Origin of the sequence: Luteimonas huabeiensis HB2, from assembly GCF_000559025.1 — a bacterium.
Lineage (GTDB): Bacteria > Pseudomonadota > Gammaproteobacteria > Xanthomonadales > Xanthomonadaceae > Luteimonas > Luteimonas huabeiensis.
Map to the genome: position 1 here is coordinate 1 of NZ_JAAN01000021.1, position 18872 is coordinate 18872.

The window sequence follows — 18872 nt, forward strand, 5'->3', positions numbered from 1 at the left end:
GCCGAAGGCGGATGGGGGCACGCCGCAGGCGTCCAGAGCGGCCCTCATCCGGCGCTTCGCGCCACCTTCTCCCGCTTGCGGGAGAAGGAACAACATGCCCCCGCTTGCGGGAGAAGGGACGGCATGAACCGCGCTTGCGGGAGAAGGAACGACATGCACCCGCTCGCTGGAACGGGGCAGCTGCGGCGCTGCGGTCGAATGCCCACACCTGGGGGCTTGACGCGGCGGGGGCGGCGACCGTCCATACTCCGCCATGGCCATCGCGCTCGTCTGGTTCCGCAACGACCTTCGGCTCGACGACAACCCCGCGCTGCGCGCGGCGGTGGAGGGCGGCTACGTGCCGCTGATGGTCTACGTCCACGCGCCGGCGGAGGAGGGCGATTGGCGCCCGGGCGCCGCCTCGGACGCCTGGCGGCACCATGCGCTGGCGTCGCTGGATGCGCGCCTGCGCGAGCGCGGCGCGCGGCTGCGTTGCTTCCACGGCCCCACGCTGGCCACGCTGCAGACCCTGGCCACCGCGGTGGACGCCGAGGCGGTGTTCTGGAACCGGCGTTACGAGCCCGCGATCGAGACCCGCGACGCCGCGATCAAGCGCGCGCTGCGCGAGGGCGGCCTGCGCGCGGAGAGCTACAACGGCTCGCTGCTGTTCGAGCCCTGGGAGGTCGAGACCGGGCAGGGCGATCCGTACCGGGTGTTCACGCCGTTCTGGCGCAAGGCCCGCACCCAGTGGCGCGCGCCGCGGCTGTGGGACGCGCCCGCGCAATTCGCCACGGTCGAGGACGAGGACGCGGTGCCGCACGGGGTGACCCTGGAGGGGCTGCACCTGCGGCCCGAGCGGCGCTGGGATCGCGGTTGCTGGGAGCGCTTCGAACCCGGCGAGCCGGGCGCGCGCGCTGCGCTGGATCGTTTCCTGGCCGAGGGCCTGGCCGGCTACCCCGACGCGCGCGACCGGCCCGCCTTGCGCGGCACCTCGCGGCTGTCGCCGCATCTGCACTTCGGCGAGATCGCCGTCGCCCGGGTCGCCGCGGCGGTGCAGGCCGCCGCGCCGCCGGAAGTCGCCGACCCCTTCCTCGCCCAGCTCGGTTGGCGCGAGTTCGCCCACCACCTGCTGCACCATTACCCGCAAACACCCGACGACAGCCTCGACCCGCGCTTTGCCGACTTTCCCTGGGCCCGTGCCGAGGCGCGCACGCTCGCCGCCTGGCAGCGCGGCCGCACCGGCGTGCCGATCGTCGATGCCGGCATGCGCGAGCTGTGGCGCACCGGCTGGATGCACAACCGCGTGCGGATGATCGTCGCCAGCTTCCTGACCAAGCACCTGCGCCTGCACTGGCGGCACGGCGCGCGCTGGTTCTGGGACACGCTGGTCGATGCCGATCTCGCCAACAATACCCTCGGCTGGCAGTGGACCGCCGGCACCGGTGCCGACGCGGCGCCTTACTTCCGTGTCTTCAATCCGGTGTTGCAGGCGCGGCGCTTCGATCCCGAGGCGGCCTACCTGCTGCGCTGGCTGCCGCAGCTGGAATCGCTTCCGCGCGAGTATCGGCATGCGCCCTGGGAGGCGCCGAAGGCGGCGCTGCGGCGCTTGCAACGCTATCCGCACGCGCCGGTGGTGGACCTGGCCGCCGGCCGGCAGGCCGCGCTCGAGGCCTACGCGCAGGTGTCCGGCAAGGCGCGAAGGTGACGGCGACGGCCGCGGCGCGTCTCCGTGCGGCGGCAGGCGCGACAAGATGAATGGGGTCTATCCGGGCCGTTCGCCCATCACCCACCCGCCACCCTGGCGTGACTAGGATGCGGACGTCCATCACAAGCCGGTTGCGGCCGGCGCGAAACCAGAAAGGGAGACCACCCATGCGCAAGTCCGTGACCGCCGGTCTGACCGCCGCCCTCTCCGGCGCCCTGCTGATGACCGGCTGTGCCACCTATACCGGTCAGTCCTCGGACCCGAACGACCCGAACCGCACGAGGACGGGCGCGCTGGTCGGCGCCGGCATCGGCGCCGTCGCGGGCCTGCTCAGCGGCGACAGCGCGACCGAGCGCCGGCAGCACGCGATGATCGGCGCCGGCGTCGGTGCGCTGGCCGGCGGCGCCGTCGGCGTCTATCAGGACCGCCAGGAAGCCGAGCTGCGCCGGCAGATGGCCGGGACCGGCGTGGACGTGGTCCGGCAGGGCGACAACATCACCTTGAACATGCCCGGCAACGTGACCTTCGGCTTCGACGAGACCAACATCCAGCCGCAGTTCTATCCGGTGCTCAACAACCTGGCCAACACGCTGAAGCAGTACGAGCAGACCGTGATCGAGGTCGCCGGCCACACCGACAACGTGGGCAGCGCCAGCTACAACCAGCAGCTGTCGGAGCGTCGCGCGCAGGCGGTCGCCTCCTACCTGACCGCGCAGGGCGTGGCCCAGCAGCGCATCATCACCGTCGGCGCCGGCTTCACCCGCCCGATCGCCGACAACAGCACCGAGGCCGGCCGCGCGCAGAACCGCCGCGTGGAGATCACCCTGGTGCCGATCCAGCAGTAAGCGTTCGCGCCGGCCGCGGCGCGTCCATCGCACGGAAGAGGGCCGCATCGCGGCCCTTTTTCGTGCTTGCTCGTGAGGTTGCCAGTGGCGAGCGGACGCGTGGCGGTCGGGCGCTCGGTATCCGGCCAGCGCGCCCGGGCGCCGTGCGCCCGGGCCGGTCTTCCGCCCGTCCGGAGCCGGTCAGGCCGTCTTCTTCGCGGCGAGCTGGCGCAGCAGGACGTAGTGCAACAGGCCGCCGTTGCGGGTGAGGGGGCGCGCTTGCGAAGCATGGCTTCGCGCGTCCCCGAACGCCCGGGCGCCGTGCGCCCGGGCCGGTCTTCCGCCCGTCCGGAGCCGGTCAGGCCGCCTGCTTCGCGGCGAGCTGGCGCAGGACGTAGTGCAACAGGCCACCGTTGCGGAAGTACTCGACTTCCTTCGGCGTCAGCAGCAGCACGTCGACCTCGAAGCTCACGGTGCTGCCGTCCTTGCGCCTGGCGGTCACGGTGGCGGTCCGGGCCTTGCCGTCTTCCAGGCCGGTGACGTCGATCGTCTCGGAACCGTCCAGGCCGTGGGTCTGCGCGTTCTCGCCCTTGCGGAACTGCAGCGGCAGCACGCCCATGCCGACCAGGTTGGAGCGGTGGATGCGCTCGAAGCTCTGCGCGATCACCGCCTTCACCCCGAGCAGGTTGGTGCCCTTGGCGGCCCAGTCGCGCGAGGAGCCGGTGCCGTACTCCTCGCCGGCGAAGACCACCAGCGGCACGCCGTCGGCCTTGTACTTCATCGCGGCGTCGTAGATCGCCAGCTTCTCCGGCTCGCCGCCGTCCTTGGGGAAGTACAGGGTGTTGCCGCCTTCCTCGCCGCCGAACATCAGGTTCTTGATGCGGATGTTGGCGAAGGTGCCGCGGACCATGACGTCGTCGTTGCCGCGGCGGCTGCCGTAGCTGTTGAAGTCGGCCGGCTGCACGCCGCGCGACTGCAGGAAGCGGCCGGCCGGGGAGTCCTTCTTGATGCTGCCGGCGGGCGAGATGTGGTCGGTGGTGATCGAATCGCCGAACAGGCCCATGATGCGGGCGCCGCGGATGTCGGCGATGTGGCCGACCTGCATGGTCATGCCGTCGAAGTAGGGCGGGTTCTTGATGTAGGTGGAACGCTCGTCCCAGGCGTAGAGCTCGCCGTCGGGCGACTCGATGGTGTTCCAGCGGGTGTCGCCCTTGAACACGTCGGCGTAGTTCTGCTTGAACATCTCCGGGCCGACGGTGGCGGCGATGACGTCGCCGATCTCCTTGTTGCTGGGCCAGATGTCGCGCAGGTAGACCGGCCGGCCCTCGGGATCGTGGCCGAGCGGCTCGCGGGTGAGGTCGATGTCCACGGTGCCGGCGATCGCGTAGGCGACCACCAGCGGCGGCGAGGCGAGATAGTTCATCTTCACCTCGGCGTGGATGCGGCCCTCGAAGTTGCGGTTGCCCGACAGTACCGAGGCGACCGCGAGGTCGTTCTCGGCGATGCCGCGCGACACCGCTTCCGGCAGCGGGCCGGAGTTGCCGATGCAGGTGGTGCAGCCGTAGCCCACCACGTAGAAGCCGAGCTTCTCCAGGTCGTCGATGACCCCGGCCTTCTGCAGGTAGTCGGTCACCACCCGCGAGCCGGGCCCGAGCGAGGTCTTGACCCAGGGCGCGGCCTTGAGGCCGCGGGCCACGGCATTGCGGGCCAGCAGGCCGGCGCCGAGCATCACCGCGGGGTTGGAGGTGTTGGTGCAGGAGGTGATCGCGGCGATCACCACCGAGCCGTCGGTCAGCTCGTGCTCGCCGTCGTCGAGGGTGATCCGGGAGATCGGCTTCGCCGCGAGGTGCTCGGCCTGCGGCTGGCCGCCGCCTTCCTTCTCGAACCGGTCGATCTGCGGATCCCGTGCGCCGTTGCGGCGGGCGATGAGCGGGCCCAGGTTCTCGCGGAAGTTGGCCTGCACGTCCTCGAGCAGCACGCGGTCCTGCGGGCGCCTGGGGCCAGCCAGCGACGGCTTCACGTCGCCCATGTCCAGGCGCAGGGTGGCGCTGTAGGTCGCATGCGGGCTGGCGGCGTCGTGCCACAGGCCCTGCGCCTTCGCGTAGGCTTCCACCAGCGCGATCTGCGCTTCGCTGCGCCCTGAAAGGCGCAGGTAGTTCAGCGATTCGGCGTCGATCGGGAAGATGCCGCAGGTGGCGCCGTACTCAGGGGCCATGTTGCCGATGGTGGCGCGGTCGGCCAGCGGCAGGTGCTGCAGGCCGTCGCCGTAGAACTCCACGAACTTGCCGACCACGCCGTGCTTGCGCAGCATCTGGGTGACGGTCAGCACCAGGTCGGTGGCGGTGGCGCCCTCGGGCAGCTTGCCGGTCAGCTCGAAGCCGACCACCTGCGGGATCAGCATCGACGAGGGCTGGCCGAGCATCGCGGCCTCGGCCTCGATGCCGCCCACGCCCCAGCCCAGCACGCCGATGCCGTTGATCATCGTGGTATGCGAGTCGGTGCCGAACACGGTGTCCGGGAACGCCCACAGCGCGCCGTCGATCTCGCGTTCCATCACCACCCGCGCCAGGTGCTCCAGGTTCACCTGGTGGACGATGCCGGTGTTGGGCGGCACCACCTTGAAGTTGTCGAACGCCTTCTGGCCCCAGCGCAGGAAGCCGTAGCGCTCCTTGTTGCGCTCGAACTCGATCTTGCCGTTGAGGTCGAGCGCGTCGGGCCGGCCGAACACGTCGACCTGCACCGAATGGTCGATCACCAGCTCCGAGGGGATCAGCGGGTTGATCTGCTCGGGGCGTCCGCCCAGGCGCACCACCGCGTCGCGCATCGCCGCCAGGTCGACCACGCAGGGCACGCCGGTGAAGTCCTGCAGCACCACGCGCGCGGGCATGAAGGCGATCTCGGTGTCGGGCTCGGCCTCGGCCCGCCAGGTCGCGACCGCCTCGATGTGGCGCGCGGTGACCGTCTCGCCGTCCTCGTGGCGCAGCAGGTTCTCCAGCAGGATCTTCAGCGAGTAGGGCAGGCGGGCGATGTCGAAGCGCTCGCCCAGCTTCGCCAGGCTGGCGTAGCGGTAGGTCTGGCCGTTGACGGTCAGTTCGGATCGCGTGGCGAAGGAATCGCTCATGAGCGGCACTCCTGTAGCTGGGGCGGAGGGGGATTGCTGAATTGTCGCGGATCGTTCGTGACGATTCGGTACGATGACTTGGGTATGGCGCCTGAGGTATGTACAATTCTCGCATACTCAAGGTCCGCGAGGGTCGTCCGATGGAAGCCACCGTAGCCGAACGGGGGCAGATCACCCTGCCCAAGGCCGTGCGCGACGCGCTGGGCCTGACCAAGGGCACCATCCTCAAGGTCGAGCTGGACGGCGGCCGGATCATCCTGCGCAAGGACGTCAGCGAGGCGCTGCGCAAGGTGCGCGGCAAGTTCCGGCTGGTCGACGGCCACGCCTCCACCGACGAGGCGCTGCGTGCCGTGCGCGGTCGCGCGCCGGGCGATCCGGTGGACCCATGATCGCGCTCGACGCATCCGTCCTGCTCGACATCCTGGCCGGCGATCCGGTCCACGCCGAGGCGTCGGAGACCTGCATCGGCGATGCGCTGGCGCGCGAGGACGTGGTCGTCTGCGACGCGGTGGTGGCCGAGGTGCAGGCGATGCTGGACACCTCCGCCAGCCTGATGGACGTGCTGTCGGGCCTGGGCATCCGCTACGAGCCGACCCACGAGGCGGCGGCCATGCGCGCCGGCCACATGTACCGCCGTTTCCGTACCCGCGGCGGACAGCGCGAACGGGTGATCGCCGACTTCCTGATCGGCGCCCACGCGCTGCTCCAGTGCGACGGGCTCATCACCCGCGACGCGGCGTTCTTCCGCGACTATTTCAAGGGTCTCAAGCTGATCGTACCGTCGGCTTGAGGCGAAACCGTCCACCGGTACGCGTCACCCCGGAGTTCCCATGCTCGCAGCCTATCGCCAACACGCCGCCGAACGCGAAGCGCTCGGTATTCCCCCGCTGCCGCTGTCGGCGCAGCAGACCGCCGACCTGATCGAGCTGATCAAGCAGCCGCCGGCGGACGAGGCGGAACGCGCGTTCCTGGTCGAACTGCTCAGCCAGCGGGTGCCCGCGGGCGTGGACGATGCCGCCAAGGTCAAGGCCTCGTACCTGGCCGCGCTCGCCCTGGGCACCGAGACCACGCCGCTGATCCCGCCGCGCCGCGCCACCGAGCTGCTGGGCACGATGCTGGGCGGCTACAACATCCATCCGCTGATCGAGCTGCTCGACCACGCCGAGCTGGGCGAGGTCGCGGCCGAGGGCCTGAAGCACACCCTGCTGGTGTTCGATGCCTTCCACGACGTGCAGGAGAAGGCCGAGGCCGGCAACGCCAACGCGCAGGCCGTGCTGAAGAGCTGGGCCGAGGCCGAGTGGTTCACCAGCCGGCCGGAAGTGCCGGAATCGCTGACGATCACCGTGTTCAAGGTGCCGGGCGAGACCAACACCGACGACCTGTCGCCGGCCCCCGATGCGACCACCCGCCCGGACATCCCGCTGCACGCGCTGGCGATGCTCAAGAACAAGCGCCCCGACGCGCCGTTCGTGCCGGAGGAGGACGGCAAGCGCGGCCCGATCGGCGAGATCCTCCGGCTCAAGGCGCAGGGGCACCTGGTGGCCTACGTCGGCGACGTGGTCGGCACCGGCTCCAGCCGCAAGTCGGCCACCAACTCGGTGCTGTGGTGGACCGGCCAGGACATCCCGTTCATTCCCAACAAGCGTTTCGGCGGCGTCTGCCTGGGCGGCAAGATCGCGCCGATCTTCTACAACACGATGGAGGACGCCGGCGCGCTGCCGATCGAGCTCGACGTGTCGAAGATGGAGCACGGCGACACGATCGAGCTGCGGCCCTACGAGGGCAAGGCGCTCAAGGACGGGCAGGTCATCGCCGAGTTCCAGGTCAAGTCGGAGGTGCTGTTCGACGAGGTGCGCGCCGGCGGCCGCATCCCGCTGATCATCGGCCGCGGCCTGACCGCCAAGGCGCGCGAGGCGCTGGGCCTGCCGGCGGCCGACCTGTTCCGGCAGCCGCAGCAGCCGGCCGACAGCGGCCGCGGCTTCTCGCTGGCGCAGAAGATGGTCGGTCGCGCCTGCGGCCTGCCGGAGGGGCAGGGCGTGCGCCCCGGCACCTATTGCGAGCCGAAGATGACCTCCGTCGGTTCGCAGGACACCACCGGGCCGATGACCCGCGACGAGCTGAAGGACCTGGCCTGCCTGGGCTTCTCGGCCGACCTGGTGATGCAGTCGTTCTGCCACACCGCGGCCTACCCGAAGCCGGTGGACGTCAAGACCCACCACACCCTGCCGGAGTTCATCTCCACCCGTGGCGGCATCTCGCTGCGCCCGGGCGACGGCGTGATCCACAGCTGGCTCAACCGCATGCTGCTGCCCGACACCGTCGGCACCGGCGGCGATTCGCACACGCGCTTCCCGGTGGGCATCTCGTTCCCGGCCGGTTCCGGCCTGGTGGCGTTCGCCGCGGCCACCGGGGTCATGCCGCTGGACATGCCCGAATCGGTGCTGGTGCGCTTCAAGGGCGAGCTGCAGCCGGGCGTGACCCTGCGCGACCTGGTCAATGCGATCCCGTACTACGCGATCAAGCAGGGGCTGCTGACGGTCGCCAAGCAGGGCAAGAAGAACATCTTCTCCGGCCGCATCCTGGAGATCGAGGGCCTGCCGCAGCTCAAGGTGGAGCAGGCGTTCGAGCTGTCCGACGCGTCCGCCGAGCGCTCCGCCGCCGGCTGCACGGTGCGCCTGGACAAGGAACCGATCATCGAATACCTCAACAGCAACATCACCCTGCTGAAGTGGATGATCGCCGAAGGCTACCAGGACGCCCGCTCGCTGGCCCGCCGCATCCGCAAGATGGAGGAATGGCTGGCGGATCCGCAGCTGCTCGAACCGGATGCCGATGCCGAGTACGCCGCGGTCATCGAGATCGATCTGGCGGAGGTACACGAGCCGCTGCTGGCCTGCCCGAACGACCCGGACGACGTGAAGACGCTGTCCGACGTGGCGGGCACCCGGATCGACGAGGTGTTCATCGGCTCGTGCATGACCAACATCGGCCACTTCCGCGCCGCCGCCAAGCTGCTCGAGGGCAAGCGCGACATCCCCACGCGGCTGTGGGTGGCGCCGCCGACCAAGATGGACGCCAGCGAGCTGACCAAGGAAGGCCACTACGGCACCTTCGGCGCCGCCGGCGCGCGGATGGAGATGCCCGGCTGCTCGCTGTGCATGGGCAACCAGGCGCAGGTGCGCGAGGGCGCGACGGTGTTCTCGACCAGCACCCGCAACTTCCCCAACCGCCTCGGCCGCAACTCCAACGTGTACCTGGGCTCGGCGGAGCTGGCCGCGATCTGCTCGCGCCTGGGCCGCATCCCGACCAAGGCCGAGTACATGGCCGACATCGGCGTGATCAACGACCGCGGCGCCGAGATCTATCGCTACATGAACTTCGACCAGATCGAGGAGTACCGCGAGGTCGCGGCCTCGGTGGCGGCGTGATCGCCGCCTGACGCGGCAACGAAGAGGCCCGGCGCATGCCGGGCCTTTTTCGTCGCTTCCCGGTCCGCGACGATGAAGGCCGGAACGCGCCTGCGCGATCGCAACGGCGCTGCCTGCGCGTCCGCCCTGACGCCTAGGCCGCCGCCTCCCGGCGCGACAGCTCCAGCATCCTGGCGGCGATCCGCGGCAGCGGCACGATCTCGTCGGCGGCGCCCAGCTTCGCCGCGGCGCCGGGCATGCCCCAGACCACGCTGGTGGCTTCGTCCTGGACCAGCGTGGCGGCGCCGGCCTCGCGCATCGCCAGCAGGCCGCGCGCGCCGTCGTCGCCCATGCCGGTGAGCAGCGCGCCGATCGCGCGCGCGCCGGCGTGGCGGGCGACGGCGTGGAACAGCACGTCCACCGCCGGGCGGTGGCGGTTGACGGGCTCGCCGTCGACGACGACGCAGCGCCAGCCGGCGCCGTCGCGCGCGATGCCCAGGTGGCGATCGGGCGGCGGCAGGTAGGCATGGCCCGGCACGATGGGATCGCCGTCGGTCGCTTCCAGCACGCGCAGGGCGCTGTGCCGGTCCAGCCGTTCCACGAAGGGGCGGCTGAAGGCGGCGGGGATGTGCTGGGTGATCAGCACCGGTGGGGCCTCGGCGGGCATGGCTTCGAGCACCTGGCGGATCGCCTCGGTACCGCCGGCGGAGGCGCCGATGGCGATCAGGCGCGTGCGCGCGGCGGGACTGGCCGCGAGCGCGCGCGGCGGTGCCGGTGCGGGGGCCGTGCGCCGCGGTTGCACGCGGGCCTGCGCGGCGTGGCGCACGCGCGCGGCCAGTTCGGCCGCCGAACGGTCGAACTCGGCCGCGCTGGCCGCTCTCGGCTTGGCGACCACGTCCACTGCGCCCAGCGCGAGCGCCTGCAGGGTCGCGGCGGCGCCGCGTTCGGTCAGCGAGGAGACCATCACCACCGGCATCGGCCGCAGGCGCATGAGCTGCTCGAGGAATTCCAGCCCGTTCATGCGCGGCATCTCGATGTCGAGCGTGAGCACGTCCGGGCGCAGGCGCAGGATCTTCTCGCGCGCGATCAGCGGGTCGGCGGCGGTGCCCACCACCTCGATGCCGGGCGCGCGCGCGAGCATGCCGGCCAGCAGTTGCCGGACCACCGCGGAGTCGTCGACCACCAGCACGCGCACCGGCGCGCTCATGCGAACAGCTCCACGCCGCCGCTGGCCGGGCCGCCGGACAGGCGCGCGCGCACCGCGGTCTCGGCGGCGACCACCTCGGCGCCGTGCGCGTGCGGCAGGCGCTGCACGACGACGCGGCCGCTGTCGGGAAAGAACCACACCTTGCGCGGGTGGATGCCGCGCAGGTCGGAGGCCACCACCGGGATGCGCTCGGCCCGCAGGTAGTCGCCGACGAACTCCGCATTGCGGCTGCCGACCGGGTTGCTGGCGAAGCCCTTGAGCACGTTGGCGCCGCCGAAGACCTTGGCTTCCAGGCGCTGGCGGCTGGCGCCGCGCTTGAGCAGGTCGTTGATCAGCAGCTCCATCGCATAGCTGCCGTAGCGCGCGGGCGCGCCGTCGCGGGCGCCGTCTCCGCCGCTGGCATCGGGCAGCATGAAGTGGTTCATGCCGCCGATGCCGAGCAGCGGATCGCGCAGGCAGGCGGCCACGCACGAGCCCAGCACCGTCACCAGCGCGGTGCCGTCGTCGACCGCCAGGTACTGGGTGGGCAGCAGCTTGACCGCCTGCACCTGGAAGCGCGGATCGCGATAGCGCAGCAGGGCCTCGGCGGGCGGGCTCATGCCGGTGCCCCGTCGGCGCGCCGGTACAGGGTGCGCCCGCAGGGCCGGATCAGGTCGCCGGCATGCAGGTAGTTCTCGGAATGGCCGGTGTAGAGCAGGCCGTCCTCGGCCAGGTGGGGCACCAGGCGGGCCAGGATCCCGCGCTGGGTGGGCTTGTCGAAGTAGATCATCACGTTGCGGCAGAACAGCGCGACGATCCCGTGGGGCGCGTCGTAGCGCGGCGCCAGCAGGTTGAGCGGGCGGAACTCCACCAGCGCGCGCAGTTCGGGCCTGATCCGGCAACGCCCGGCCTGCGGACCGGCGCCGCGCAGGAAGTAGCGCCGCAGCAGCGCCGGCTCCAGGCCCGCGACCCGTTCCAGCGGGTAGACCCCTTGCGCCGCGGCGGCCAGGACCTGGGTGTCGATGTCGGTGGCCAGGATGCGCACCGGCGGGGCCAGGCTGCCGAAGGCCTCGCAGGCGGCGATGGCCATCGAGTACGGCTCCTCGCCGGTCGAGGCCGCGCACGACCACAGCGGCAGCGGCTGCGGTGCCGGGGCGCCGGCGCGCGCGCGCAGTTCCTCGCGCAGGCGCTCGAAGTGGTGCGGCTCGCGGAAGAACGCGGTGAGGTTGGTGGTCAGCGCGTTGACGAAGGCCTGCAGCTCGTCGTCGTCGTCGCCGTGCTCGATGCGGTCGAGGTAGGCGCGGAAGCTGTCCACGCCCAGCGCGCGCAGCCGGCGCGAAAGGCGCCCGTAGACCATGTCGCGCTTGGCCGGCCCCAGCGCGATGCCGGCGTGGCGCCGGATCAGCTCGCAGACGCGGCGGAAGTCGCGGTCGTGGAAGGGGAATTCCCGCCGGCCGGCGGTGGCGTGCGGGGCGGGTGGCGCGGGCATGGGCGACGGTGGGCGGCGGCGCGCGGACGCGCCGCCGCGCGGGCTCAGAATTCCTGCCAGTCCGCATCGGCCGCGGCCAGCGCCGGTTCCGGGCGCGGCCGCACGGCGGCGGCGGGCGCGCGGGCGGGACGGGCGGCGCGGCGCACCGCGGTCGCGGTGGCGGTGGCGGCCTCGAGGTCGTCGGCCCCGCCGGCGTCCTTCAGCCGGAACCGCGCCACCAGCTCGGTCAGCTGCCCGGCCTGCTCGGCCATGCTGCGCGCCGCGGCGGACGCCTCCTCGACCAGGGCGGCGTTCTGCTGGGTCGTCTCGTCCATCTGCGCGATGGTGCGGTTGACCTGCTCGATGCCCGAGGCCTGCTCCTGCGAGGCGGCGCTGATCTCGGCCATGATGCCGGTGACGCGCTCGACCGAGGCGACCATCTCGCCCATGGTGGCGCCGGCCTGCGCGGCCAGCGCCGAGCCGTTGCCGACCTTGTCGACCGAGTCGTCGATCAGCGCCTTGATCTCCTTGGCGGCGTTGGCGGCGCGCTGCGCCAGCGAACGGACCTCGCCGGCGACCACGGCGAAGCCGCGGCCCTGGTCGCCGGCGCGGGCGGCCTCGACCGCCGCGTTGAGGGCCAGGATGTTGGTCTGGAAGGCGATGCCGTCGATGACCGAGATGATCTCGGCGATGCGGCGCGAGGCGCGCTCGATCTCGCCCATGGTGGTCACCACCTGGCCCACGACCTCGCCGCCGCGGGTGGCCACCTCGCCGGCGCCGATCACCAGGCGGTTGGCCTGCTGGGCGTGCTCGGCGTTCTGGCGCACGGTGGAGGTCAGTTCCTCCATCGAGGCGGCCGTTTCCTCCAGGCTGGCGGCCTGCTGCTCGGTGCGGCGCGACAGGTCGTTGTTGCCGGAGGCGATCTCGCCGGACGCGGTGTCGATGGCGCTGGAGACGGCCTGGATGCGGCCGACGATGCGGGTGAGCTGCTCGGCGGTGCGGTTGGCGTCGTCGCGCATGCGGGCGAAGACGCCGTGGAACTCGCCTTCCATGCGGTAGCCGAGATCGCCTTCGGCCAGCGCCTGCAGCATGCCGGAGACGCCGGCGAGGCTGGCGCCGTTGGCGTCCAGCAGGCCGTTGAGGCGCTGCGCGAGCTGCAGGTAGAAGCCCTGCTTGCCGTCCAGGCCGATGCGCTGCGCCAGGTCGCCGCGGCTGGCGGCATCGACCACCCGCGCCAGCTCGGCCTCCACGCGCACCTGCGGCGTGCGGTCGCGCCATTCGACCACGTAGCCCAGCAGTCCGCCGCCGGCGTCCTCGACGCGCGCCACGGTCTGCACGAAGTGCGCCTCGCCGAGCGCGATCTCGGTCTGGTAGGCGCCTTCCAGCCGTTCCAGCAGGGCGGCGGTGCGCTCCGGATCGGCGTGGTATTCGCAGATCCGGCTGCCGACGATGCGCGCCGGGTCGAAGTCCGGCAGGTCCTTGCGGATCTCGCCGGCGTACTCGTCGAACAGCGCGGCGACCGCGTGGTTGGCGTAGATCACCGTGAGCGAGGGATCGGCGATCATCACGCTGGTGCCGGCGCCGTCGAGCGCGGTGCGGATGCGCAGGTTCTCGCCGGCCTCGTGCCGCTCGCGCTCGATGCGCGCGCGCAGGTCGTCCTGCATGCGCTGCATGGCGGCCAGCAGCCGTCCGATCTCGTCCTGCCCGTCCACGGCGATCTCGTTGTCGAGGTTGCCGGCGGCGATCTCGTTGGCCACGTGCACCGCGCCCTCCAGGCTGCGCGCGATCTGCCGGGCGAAGGCCCAGGCGATGGCCAGGCCGCCGACCACGCCGGCCAGCAGCACCACCAGCACCAGCGCATTGGAGGCGGCGTGGGTGCTGCGGGCCTGGGCGCGGGCGGCGTCGGCCGCCGCGTTGTCGTGCTCGATCAGCGCGCTGGCCGCGGCGACGGCGTCGGCGTGCAGGCGGTGGGTGTCGCCGAGGAAGGTGTCGACCGCGTCGTCGGGCAGGTCGAGGTCGATCATCTCCTCGACCTCGCGGTAGGAGCCGCGCGCCGCCTCCCAGCGGGTCTTCAGCGCCTCGTAGAGTTCGCGCTCGCGGGCGTCGTCGCCGCGGACCAGCAGGGTCTCGTAGTCGGCCAGGACGGCGGCGATGCGGCCGTCGAGGGTCGCGGTCTGCTCGCGCGCCTGCCGCTTGACCGCGTCGCTGGCGCGGATCAGGCCGCGGTAGGCGGCGTCGCGGTACTCGCCCAGCAGGGTGCGCACCTCGGCGGCGGTGGCGACCGAGCGCATGGTGTCGTCGACCAGGTGGTCGGTCTCGCGCGCCAGCGAGGACATGCCGACGTAGGAGACCAGGCCCTGGACCACCATCAGGGCCAGCACGATGCCGAAGGCCAGCATGAGCTTGTGGGAGAGTCTGAGGTGCTTCAGGCGCTGCATCATGGGCGGGGCCCCCGGGAGGCGGAAAGCGGCATGGGGCCGGGCGCGCGCGGCGGCCCGGCGGTGTTCTTCAGCGGATGTCGGCGAGCTTGATGTTCGACGGCGAGCTCACCGCGATCTCGGCGCGGCTGGCGTCGCGCTGGATGGCGCCGACCACGCAGACGTCCTTGCCCTGCAGTTCCTCGGGCGTGGGGCGGAAGCTGCCGCGGATGCTGCCGGGGATGCGCGCGGAGAACGTGTGGCGGGGGAAGGCGCCGCCCATGTAGAGGAAGGTCGGCTCGCCCTCGGTGTTCTGGGCGTGGCGGGTGCGCTCGACGCGGCCGCAGACCATGCCGGTCTTGCCCACGTGGCGGACCGCCTGTTCGGCCGGGATCATCTCCTGGGCGGTAGCGGGAAGGGCGGCGAAGGCGGCGGCGCCGACGCAGAGCGCGGTCAGCAGGCGGTGCGCGTTCATGGGAAAGACTCCTGGCGGTGGATTCGGCGGAACGAAAGGGGCGGACGGAAGCCCGCGGCCCCCGTATCGGCGGCGCGCGACGGAACTTGAGCCGCCGGTCATGCCGCGCTGGCCTGCGCGTCCGCGCCCGCGTCGGCCCAGTCGATCAGCGAGGGGATGTCGAGCAGGATCACCATGCGCTCGTCGGTGGTGCCGATCGCGGAGATGAAGCGGGTGTCCACCTGCGCGCCGAGTTCCGGCGTGTGCCGGATCTGCCCGGCCTCCAGCCGCACCACGTCGGACACCGCGTCCACCACGATGCCGGCGAGGCGGTCGTCCAGGCTCAGCACGATCATCACCGTGAAGGCGTCGTAGCGCGCGCGCTCGAGCCCGAGCTTCAGGCGCAGGTCCAGCACCGGCACGATCGTGCCGCGCAGGTTGACCACGCCGAGGATGTAGGCCGGCGTGTCCGGCACCCGGGTCACGCCCTCGTAGCCGCGGATCTCGCGGACCTTGAGGATGTCCAGCGCGTAGTGCTCGTCGCCGAGGGTGAAGCTCAGGTACTCGCCCGGTTCGGGCAGGGCGTCGGGGCTGCTCAAGGAAGATGCCTGCATGGTCGTGGCCGCGGGGGACTCGTCGCCCAGCAGAGATCGGCCGCGGCGGCGGGAACTTGAGTCGCGCCGTCGATGCCGGCGGGTCGCTACGCGCCGCGCTCGCGGGCGCTGCGCAGGCGCTCGACGGCGAAGATGTAGCGCTGGATCGCGCGCTCGGCGGCGGCCGGCAGCGGGCCGAAACGGCAGCCGATCCGCTGCTCGCGCCCGCCGTCGCGCGCGCGCACGAGGCTCGCGTGGGCCACGGTCAGGACCACCTGCAGGGGCGGCGCGGCCGGCAGCTCCAGCCCGCACGCGCCCAGCTCGCGCGCCGGCGCGTAGGCGGTGTCCTCGGCGCCGCAGCGGAAGGACAGCCCGCCGGCGCTGAGGTCGAACACGCGCAGCCGACGCGCCTCGGCCGCGCCGGTCGCCGGCAGCCGGCAGTGCACCGGCTGCAGCGGCGGGATCGCCAGGCGGTAGGCCTCGCGCCGCTGCAGTTCCAGGATCGCGCCGGGCAGCGGCGCCAGGAACGCCGCGCGGCCGTCGATGCGCACCGGGCGCAGGCGTTGCAGGCGGAACTGGATGCGTACGCGGTCGAGCCGGCAGACGCAGACCAGGTGGTGGGCCTGCAGCAGCCGGCGGTTGACCGCCTCGTGCGCGTGGCCGTCGATCAGCACGGTGTCGTCATCGCCGACCTCCAGGACCGCGGTCGGGCAGGGCCGTTCGCCGGGGACCGCGTGCGCGCTGACCAGCGCCCGGGCCGCGGCCAGGGCCTTCAGCAGCCGGCGCACGTCCTCGCGCGCGCGCTTCTCGTAGCGCCGCAGGTCGTCGGCGCCGGCGGCGGGCGCCGGCAGCGGCGGTGCGTCCTCGTGCTGCGCGCTCACGCCGCGCGCCCTCGGCACGGCGGCGCCGCGGCGGGGGGCGGCGCGCGGCGCACGATTCAGGCCGCCTGCGGCAGGCGCCGGCCGCGGACCAGCCCGCCCACGTCCACGATCAGCGCCACGCGTCCGTCGCCCAGGATGGTCGCCCCGGAGATGCCGTCCACGTGGCGATAGTGGCGCTCCAGGCTCTTGACCACCACCTGCTGCTGGCCGATCAGCGCGTCCACCTCCACCGCCAGGCGCTGGCCTTCGCCCTCGACCACCACCGCCACCGTCTCGTCGCCCCGCGAGCGCGCGTAGCCGTAGGCCTCGCCGAGCGAGAGCAGCGGCAGGAACTCGTCGCGCAGCCTCAGCAGCCGGCCCTCGCCCTTGACCGTGCGGATGTCGCCCGGGCCGGGGCGCAGCGATTCGCGCACGTGCGCCAGCGGCAGCAGCAGGGTCTCGCCGCCGACCGCCACCGCCATGCCGTCCACGATGGCCAGGGTGAGCGGCAGCCGGATCTCGACCCGGGTGCCGGCGCCGCTGCGGCTGTCGAGCTGCACGCTGCCGCCGAGCTGGCGGATGTTGTTGCGGACCACGTCCATGCCGACGCCGCGGCCGGACAGGTCGGTGATCGTGTCCGCGGTGGAAAAGCCCGGCTGGAACACCAGGTCGAAGACCTGGGCGTCGGTGGGCGATTCGGGCACCGCCAGCCCGCGCTCGCGGGCCTTGGCCAGGATGCGCGCGCGGTCCAGCCCGCGACCGTCGTCGGCGACCTCGATGACGATGTGGCCGTCGCGGTGGGCGGCGGCGAGGGTGACGGTGCCGGTCGGGTCCTTGCCCGCGGCGACGCGCGCCTCAGGGGGCTCCAGGCCGTGATCGATGGCGTTGCGCACCAGGTGCACCAGCGGATCGGCGATGCGCTCGATCATGCCCTTGTCCAGCTCGGTGCTCTCGCCCCGGGTCTGCAGGCGCACCCGCTTGCCCAGCCGCGCGGAGGCGTCGCGCACCAGCCGCGGGAAGCGGCGGAACACCGCGTCCACCGGCAGCATGCGGATGCCCATCACCGCCTCCTGCAGCTCGCGGGTGTTGCGCTCGAGCTGGGCCAGCGCCGCCTCCATGCGCTCGGCGACCTCCACGCCCAGGCCCGTGCCGAGCTGCTGCAGCATGGAGCGGGTGATGACCAGCTCGCCGACCAGGTTGACCAGCGCGTCCACCTTGGCCACGTCGACCCGGATCGAGCTCTCGCCCTCGTGCGCCGGCGCGCCGCGCGCGGCGCTTGCGGCCGGCGCTTCGTCGGCGGCCACGGCGGATGCGTCGCCGGCCGCGGGCGACGGCGGCGGCAACGGTTCGATCGCCAGCCGGCACTCGTCCTCGACCCAGGCGAACACGTCCTCGACCGCCGCGCGCGGAACCGGCGCATCCAGCCGCAGCGACCAGCCGATCGCCGCCTGCAGCGGGTCGAGTGCCTCGAACGGGGGCAGCGCGTCCAGCCGCGCCTGCACCTGCAGCGGGCCCAGCGCCTCCAGCGCGCGCAGCAGGGCGATGGGGTCGTTGCCGCGCATGAACAGCGTCGGCTCGGGCTGGAACTCGATCCGCCAGCCCGCGGCGGCGTTCGTGTCCGGCGCGGTCGCGCGCGGCCCGTCGCTGGCCTCGCCCAGCAGGGCCTGCAGGCGCGCGTCCATCGCCCGCACCTGCGCCGGGTCGGCCGGGCGCCCGTGCTCGGCCTCGGCCAGCAGCGCGCGCAGCACGTCCACCGAGGCCAGCATCGCGTCGATGTCGGCAGCGCCCACCGCGCGCGTGCCGGCGCGGATGCGGTCGAGCAGGGTCTCCAGCGCATGGGTGAGCGCGGCCACGGCGTCGAAGCCGAAGGTGGCCGCGCCGCCCTTGATCGAGTGCGCGGCGCGGAACACCGAGTTGAGGGTCTCCGCGCCGCGTTCGCCGGCGTCCATGGCCAGCAGGCCGGCCTCCATCGCATCCAGCCCGTCGCGGCTTTCCTCGAAGTAGGTGGCGTGGAACCGCTGCAGGTCGATGCTCACGTGCGCGCTCCGGCGGCGGCCGCTCAGCCCACGACGCGGCGGACGGTGGCGACCAGCTGGTCGGGATCGAACGGCTTGACCAGCCAGCCGGTGGCGCCGGCGGCGCGGCCGTCGGCCTTCTTGTCGGCGGCCGACTCGGTGGTGAGCATCAGCAGCGGGGTGAACTTGTAGTCCGGCAGCTGGCGCAGCTCGCGGATCAGCGCGATGCCGTCCATGTTGGGCATGTTGACGTCGGTGATCACGGCGTTGAAGCGCGCCCCGCGCGCCCGCTCCAGCGCGATCGCGCCGTCCTCGGCCTCGTCCACCGCGAAGCCGGCCGAGGTCAGGGCGAAGGACACCATCTGGCGCATCGAGGCCGAATCGTCCACTACAAGAATGCGAGCGCTCATGCGGCGTTCTCCACGGGCTGCTGTTGGTTTTCGGGGACGTCCGCGAGGCCGAGCGCGGCCTCCAGGCCCAGGGTGCGCGCGGCGCCGCGCAGCGCATCGCTGCAGGCCGACCAGGCGGTGTCCTCGCCGGCGGCCTCGCGCGCCAGGCGCCAGGCCAGCAGCACCTGCAGCCCGGCCGCGTGCACGCGCTCGACGGCGCCGCCGTCCACCCGCTGCGGGCCGGCGGCGGCGGCCAGCGTCGCCTTCAGCGCCTCGCAGCGCTCGATGCCGAGATCTGGTTCCAGTGTCACGACGCCCATGGGCTCCCCGGTTGCGGACGGTCCGTACCCGATAGCGGCGTTGATGCGGGATTCTTTAGGAGTGGCGTATCTGGGATGGCCGGCCGAATCCAGCGGATGTTGCGCGTCGCGGAAGCGCGCTGGCTATGCGATCG

At 72.5% G+C, this 18872-nt stretch carries 16 protein-coding genes; 5 read left to right on the plus strand and 11 right to left on the minus strand.

Annotated elements, in window-relative coordinates:
* Positions 1 to 253: 253 nt before the first annotated feature.
* A complete protein-coding gene (locus Z164_RS0108360) occupies positions 254 to 1684 on the plus strand; it encodes a cryptochrome/photolyase family protein (RefSeq protein WP_024890253.1) in 1431 nt (476 codons plus the stop codon).
* 167 nt (positions 1685 to 1851) lie between these two features.
* Positions 1852 to 2529, plus strand: coding sequence for a YiaD family glycine zipper/OmpA-like lipoprotein (locus tag Z164_RS0108365; RefSeq protein WP_024890254.1), 678 nt, complete (start codon positions 1852 to 1854; stop codon positions 2527 to 2529).
* A 337-nt stretch (positions 2530 to 2866) separates the two neighbouring features.
* On the opposite strand, the gene acnA is transcribed toward Z164_RS0108365, so the two are convergent.
* Positions 2867 to 5629 (minus strand): aconitate hydratase AcnA, encoded by a 2763-nt coding sequence (gene acnA, locus Z164_RS0108370; protein ID WP_024890255.1) that lies wholly within the window; start codon positions 5627 to 5629, stop codon positions 2867 to 2869.
* 140 nt (positions 5630 to 5769) lie between these two features.
* Here acnA and Z164_RS0108375 point away from each other — a divergent pair, with 140 nt between their 5' ends.
* Genes Z164_RS0108375 through acnB form a run of 3 tightly spaced genes read left to right on the plus strand, consistent with a single transcriptional unit; the run spans position 5770 to position 9057 of the window.
* Complete coding sequence (locus Z164_RS0108375; RefSeq protein ID WP_024890256.1) at positions 5770 to 6018, plus strand: AbrB/MazE/SpoVT family DNA-binding domain-containing protein; 249 nt, start codon at positions 5770 to 5772, stop codon at positions 6016 to 6018.
* Positions 6015 to 6419: a type II toxin-antitoxin system VapC family toxin gene (locus tag Z164_RS0108380; RefSeq protein ID WP_024890257.1), complete on the plus strand. Its 405-nt coding sequence runs from the start codon at positions 6015 to 6017 to the stop codon at positions 6417 to 6419. Before Z164_RS0108375 ends, Z164_RS0108380 begins: the two co-directional genes overlap by 4 nt.
* A 40-nt stretch (positions 6420 to 6459) precedes the next feature.
* Positions 6460 to 9057 (plus strand): bifunctional aconitate hydratase 2/2-methylisocitrate dehydratase, encoded by a 2598-nt coding sequence (gene acnB / locus Z164_RS0108385; RefSeq protein WP_024890258.1) that lies wholly within the window; start codon positions 6460 to 6462, stop codon positions 9055 to 9057.
* Positions 9058 to 9190: 133 nt separating this feature from the next.
* Here acnB and Z164_RS0108390 read toward each other — a convergent pair whose 3' ends face one another.
* The 10 genes from Z164_RS0108390 to Z164_RS0108435 form a co-directional block, all read right to left on the minus strand.
* Positions 9191 to 10243: a protein-glutamate methylesterase/protein-glutamine glutaminase gene (locus Z164_RS0108390; RefSeq protein WP_024890259.1), complete on the minus strand. Its 1053-nt coding sequence runs from the start codon at positions 10241 to 10243 to the stop codon at positions 9191 to 9193.
* Positions 10240 to 10842: a chemoreceptor glutamine deamidase CheD gene (gene cheD / locus Z164_RS0108395; protein ID WP_024890260.1), complete on the minus strand. Its 603-nt coding sequence runs from the start codon at positions 10840 to 10842 to the stop codon at positions 10240 to 10242. Before cheD ends, Z164_RS0108390 begins: the two co-directional genes overlap by 4 nt.
* A complete protein-coding gene (locus tag Z164_RS0108400) occupies positions 10839 to 11711 on the minus strand; it encodes a CheR family methyltransferase (protein WP_024890261.1) in 873 nt (290 codons plus the stop codon). The genes cheD and Z164_RS0108400 overlap by 4 nt, the downstream gene beginning before the upstream one ends.
* Before the next feature lie 44 nt (positions 11712 to 11755).
* Positions 11756 to 14128 carry a methyl-accepting chemotaxis protein gene (locus Z164_RS0108405; protein WP_024890262.1) on the minus strand — a complete coding sequence of 791 codons (2373 nt, stop codon included), beginning with the start codon at positions 14126 to 14128 and terminating at the stop codon, positions 11756 to 11758.
* 70 nt (positions 14129 to 14198) lie between these two features.
* Positions 14199 to 14582, minus strand: coding sequence for a hypothetical protein (locus tag Z164_RS0108410; protein ID WP_052338392.1), 384 nt, complete (start codon positions 14580 to 14582; stop codon positions 14199 to 14201).
* A 98-nt stretch (positions 14583 to 14680) separates the two neighbouring features.
* The gene (locus tag Z164_RS0108415) at positions 14681 to 15160 is read right to left on the minus strand and encodes a chemotaxis protein CheW (RefSeq protein ID WP_425477219.1); all 480 of its coding nucleotides are present in this window, start codon (positions 15158 to 15160) and stop codon (positions 14681 to 14683) included.
* Positions 15161 to 15261: 101 nt separating this feature from the next.
* Complete coding sequence (locus tag Z164_RS0108420) at positions 15262 to 16035, minus strand: flagellar brake protein (protein ID WP_024890265.1); 774 nt, start codon at positions 16033 to 16035, stop codon at positions 15262 to 15264.
* Positions 16036 to 16091: 56 nt separating this feature from the next.
* Positions 16092 to 18050, minus strand: coding sequence for a chemotaxis protein CheA (locus Z164_RS0108425; RefSeq protein ID WP_024890266.1), 1959 nt, complete (start codon positions 18048 to 18050; stop codon positions 16092 to 16094).
* A gap of 23 nt (positions 18051 to 18073) precedes the next feature.
* Positions 18074 to 18439: a response regulator gene (locus Z164_RS0108430; RefSeq protein WP_024890267.1), complete on the minus strand. Its 366-nt coding sequence runs from the start codon at positions 18437 to 18439 to the stop codon at positions 18074 to 18076.
* Positions 18436 to 18729, minus strand: a complete 294-nt coding sequence (locus Z164_RS0108435; protein WP_425477220.1) for an STAS domain-containing protein — start codon at positions 18727 to 18729, stop codon at positions 18436 to 18438. The genes Z164_RS0108430 and Z164_RS0108435 overlap by 4 nt, the downstream gene beginning before the upstream one ends.
* Positions 18730 to 18872: the final 143 nt, after the last annotated feature.

Excerpts from the sequence above, each read along its gene's own strand:
- Z164_RS0108360 (WP_024890253.1), top strand. The coding sequence starts at position 254 with ATGGCCATCGCGCTCGTCTGGTTCCGCAACGACCTTCGGCTCGACGAC.
- Z164_RS0108365 (WP_024890254.1), top strand. The coding sequence starts at position 1,852 with ATGCGCAAGTCCGTGACCGCCGGTCTGACCGCCGCCCTCTCCGGCGCC.
- acnA (WP_024890255.1), bottom strand. The coding sequence starts at position 5,629 with ATGAGCGATTCCTTCGCCACGCGATCCGAACTGACCGTCAACGGCCAG.
- Z164_RS0108375 (WP_024890256.1), top strand. The coding sequence starts at position 5,770 with ATGGAAGCCACCGTAGCCGAACGGGGGCAGATCACCCTGCCCAAGGCC.
- Z164_RS0108380 (WP_024890257.1), top strand. The coding sequence starts at position 6,015 with ATGATCGCGCTCGACGCATCCGTCCTGCTCGACATCCTGGCCGGCGAT.
- acnB (WP_024890258.1), top strand. The coding sequence starts at position 6,460 with ATGCTCGCAGCCTATCGCCAACACGCCGCCGAACGCGAAGCGCTCGGT.
- Z164_RS0108390 (WP_024890259.1), bottom strand. The coding sequence starts at position 10,243 with ATGAGCGCGCCGGTGCGCGTGCTGGTGGTCGACGACTCCGCGGTGGTC.
- cheD (WP_024890260.1), bottom strand. The coding sequence starts at position 10,842 with ATGAGCCCGCCCGCCGAGGCCCTGCTGCGCTATCGCGATCCGCGCTTC.
- Z164_RS0108400 (WP_024890261.1), bottom strand. The coding sequence starts at position 11,711 with ATGCCCGCGCCACCCGCCCCGCACGCCACCGCCGGCCGGCGGGAATTC.
- Z164_RS0108405 (WP_024890262.1), bottom strand. The coding sequence starts at position 14,128 with ATGCAGCGCCTGAAGCACCTCAGACTCTCCCACAAGCTCATGCTGGCC.
- Z164_RS0108410 (WP_052338392.1), bottom strand. The coding sequence starts at position 14,582 with ATGAACGCGCACCGCCTGCTGACCGCGCTCTGCGTCGGCGCCGCCGCC.
- Z164_RS0108430 (WP_024890267.1), bottom strand. The coding sequence starts at position 18,439 with ATGAGCGCTCGCATTCTTGTAGTGGACGATTCGGCCTCGATGCGCCAG.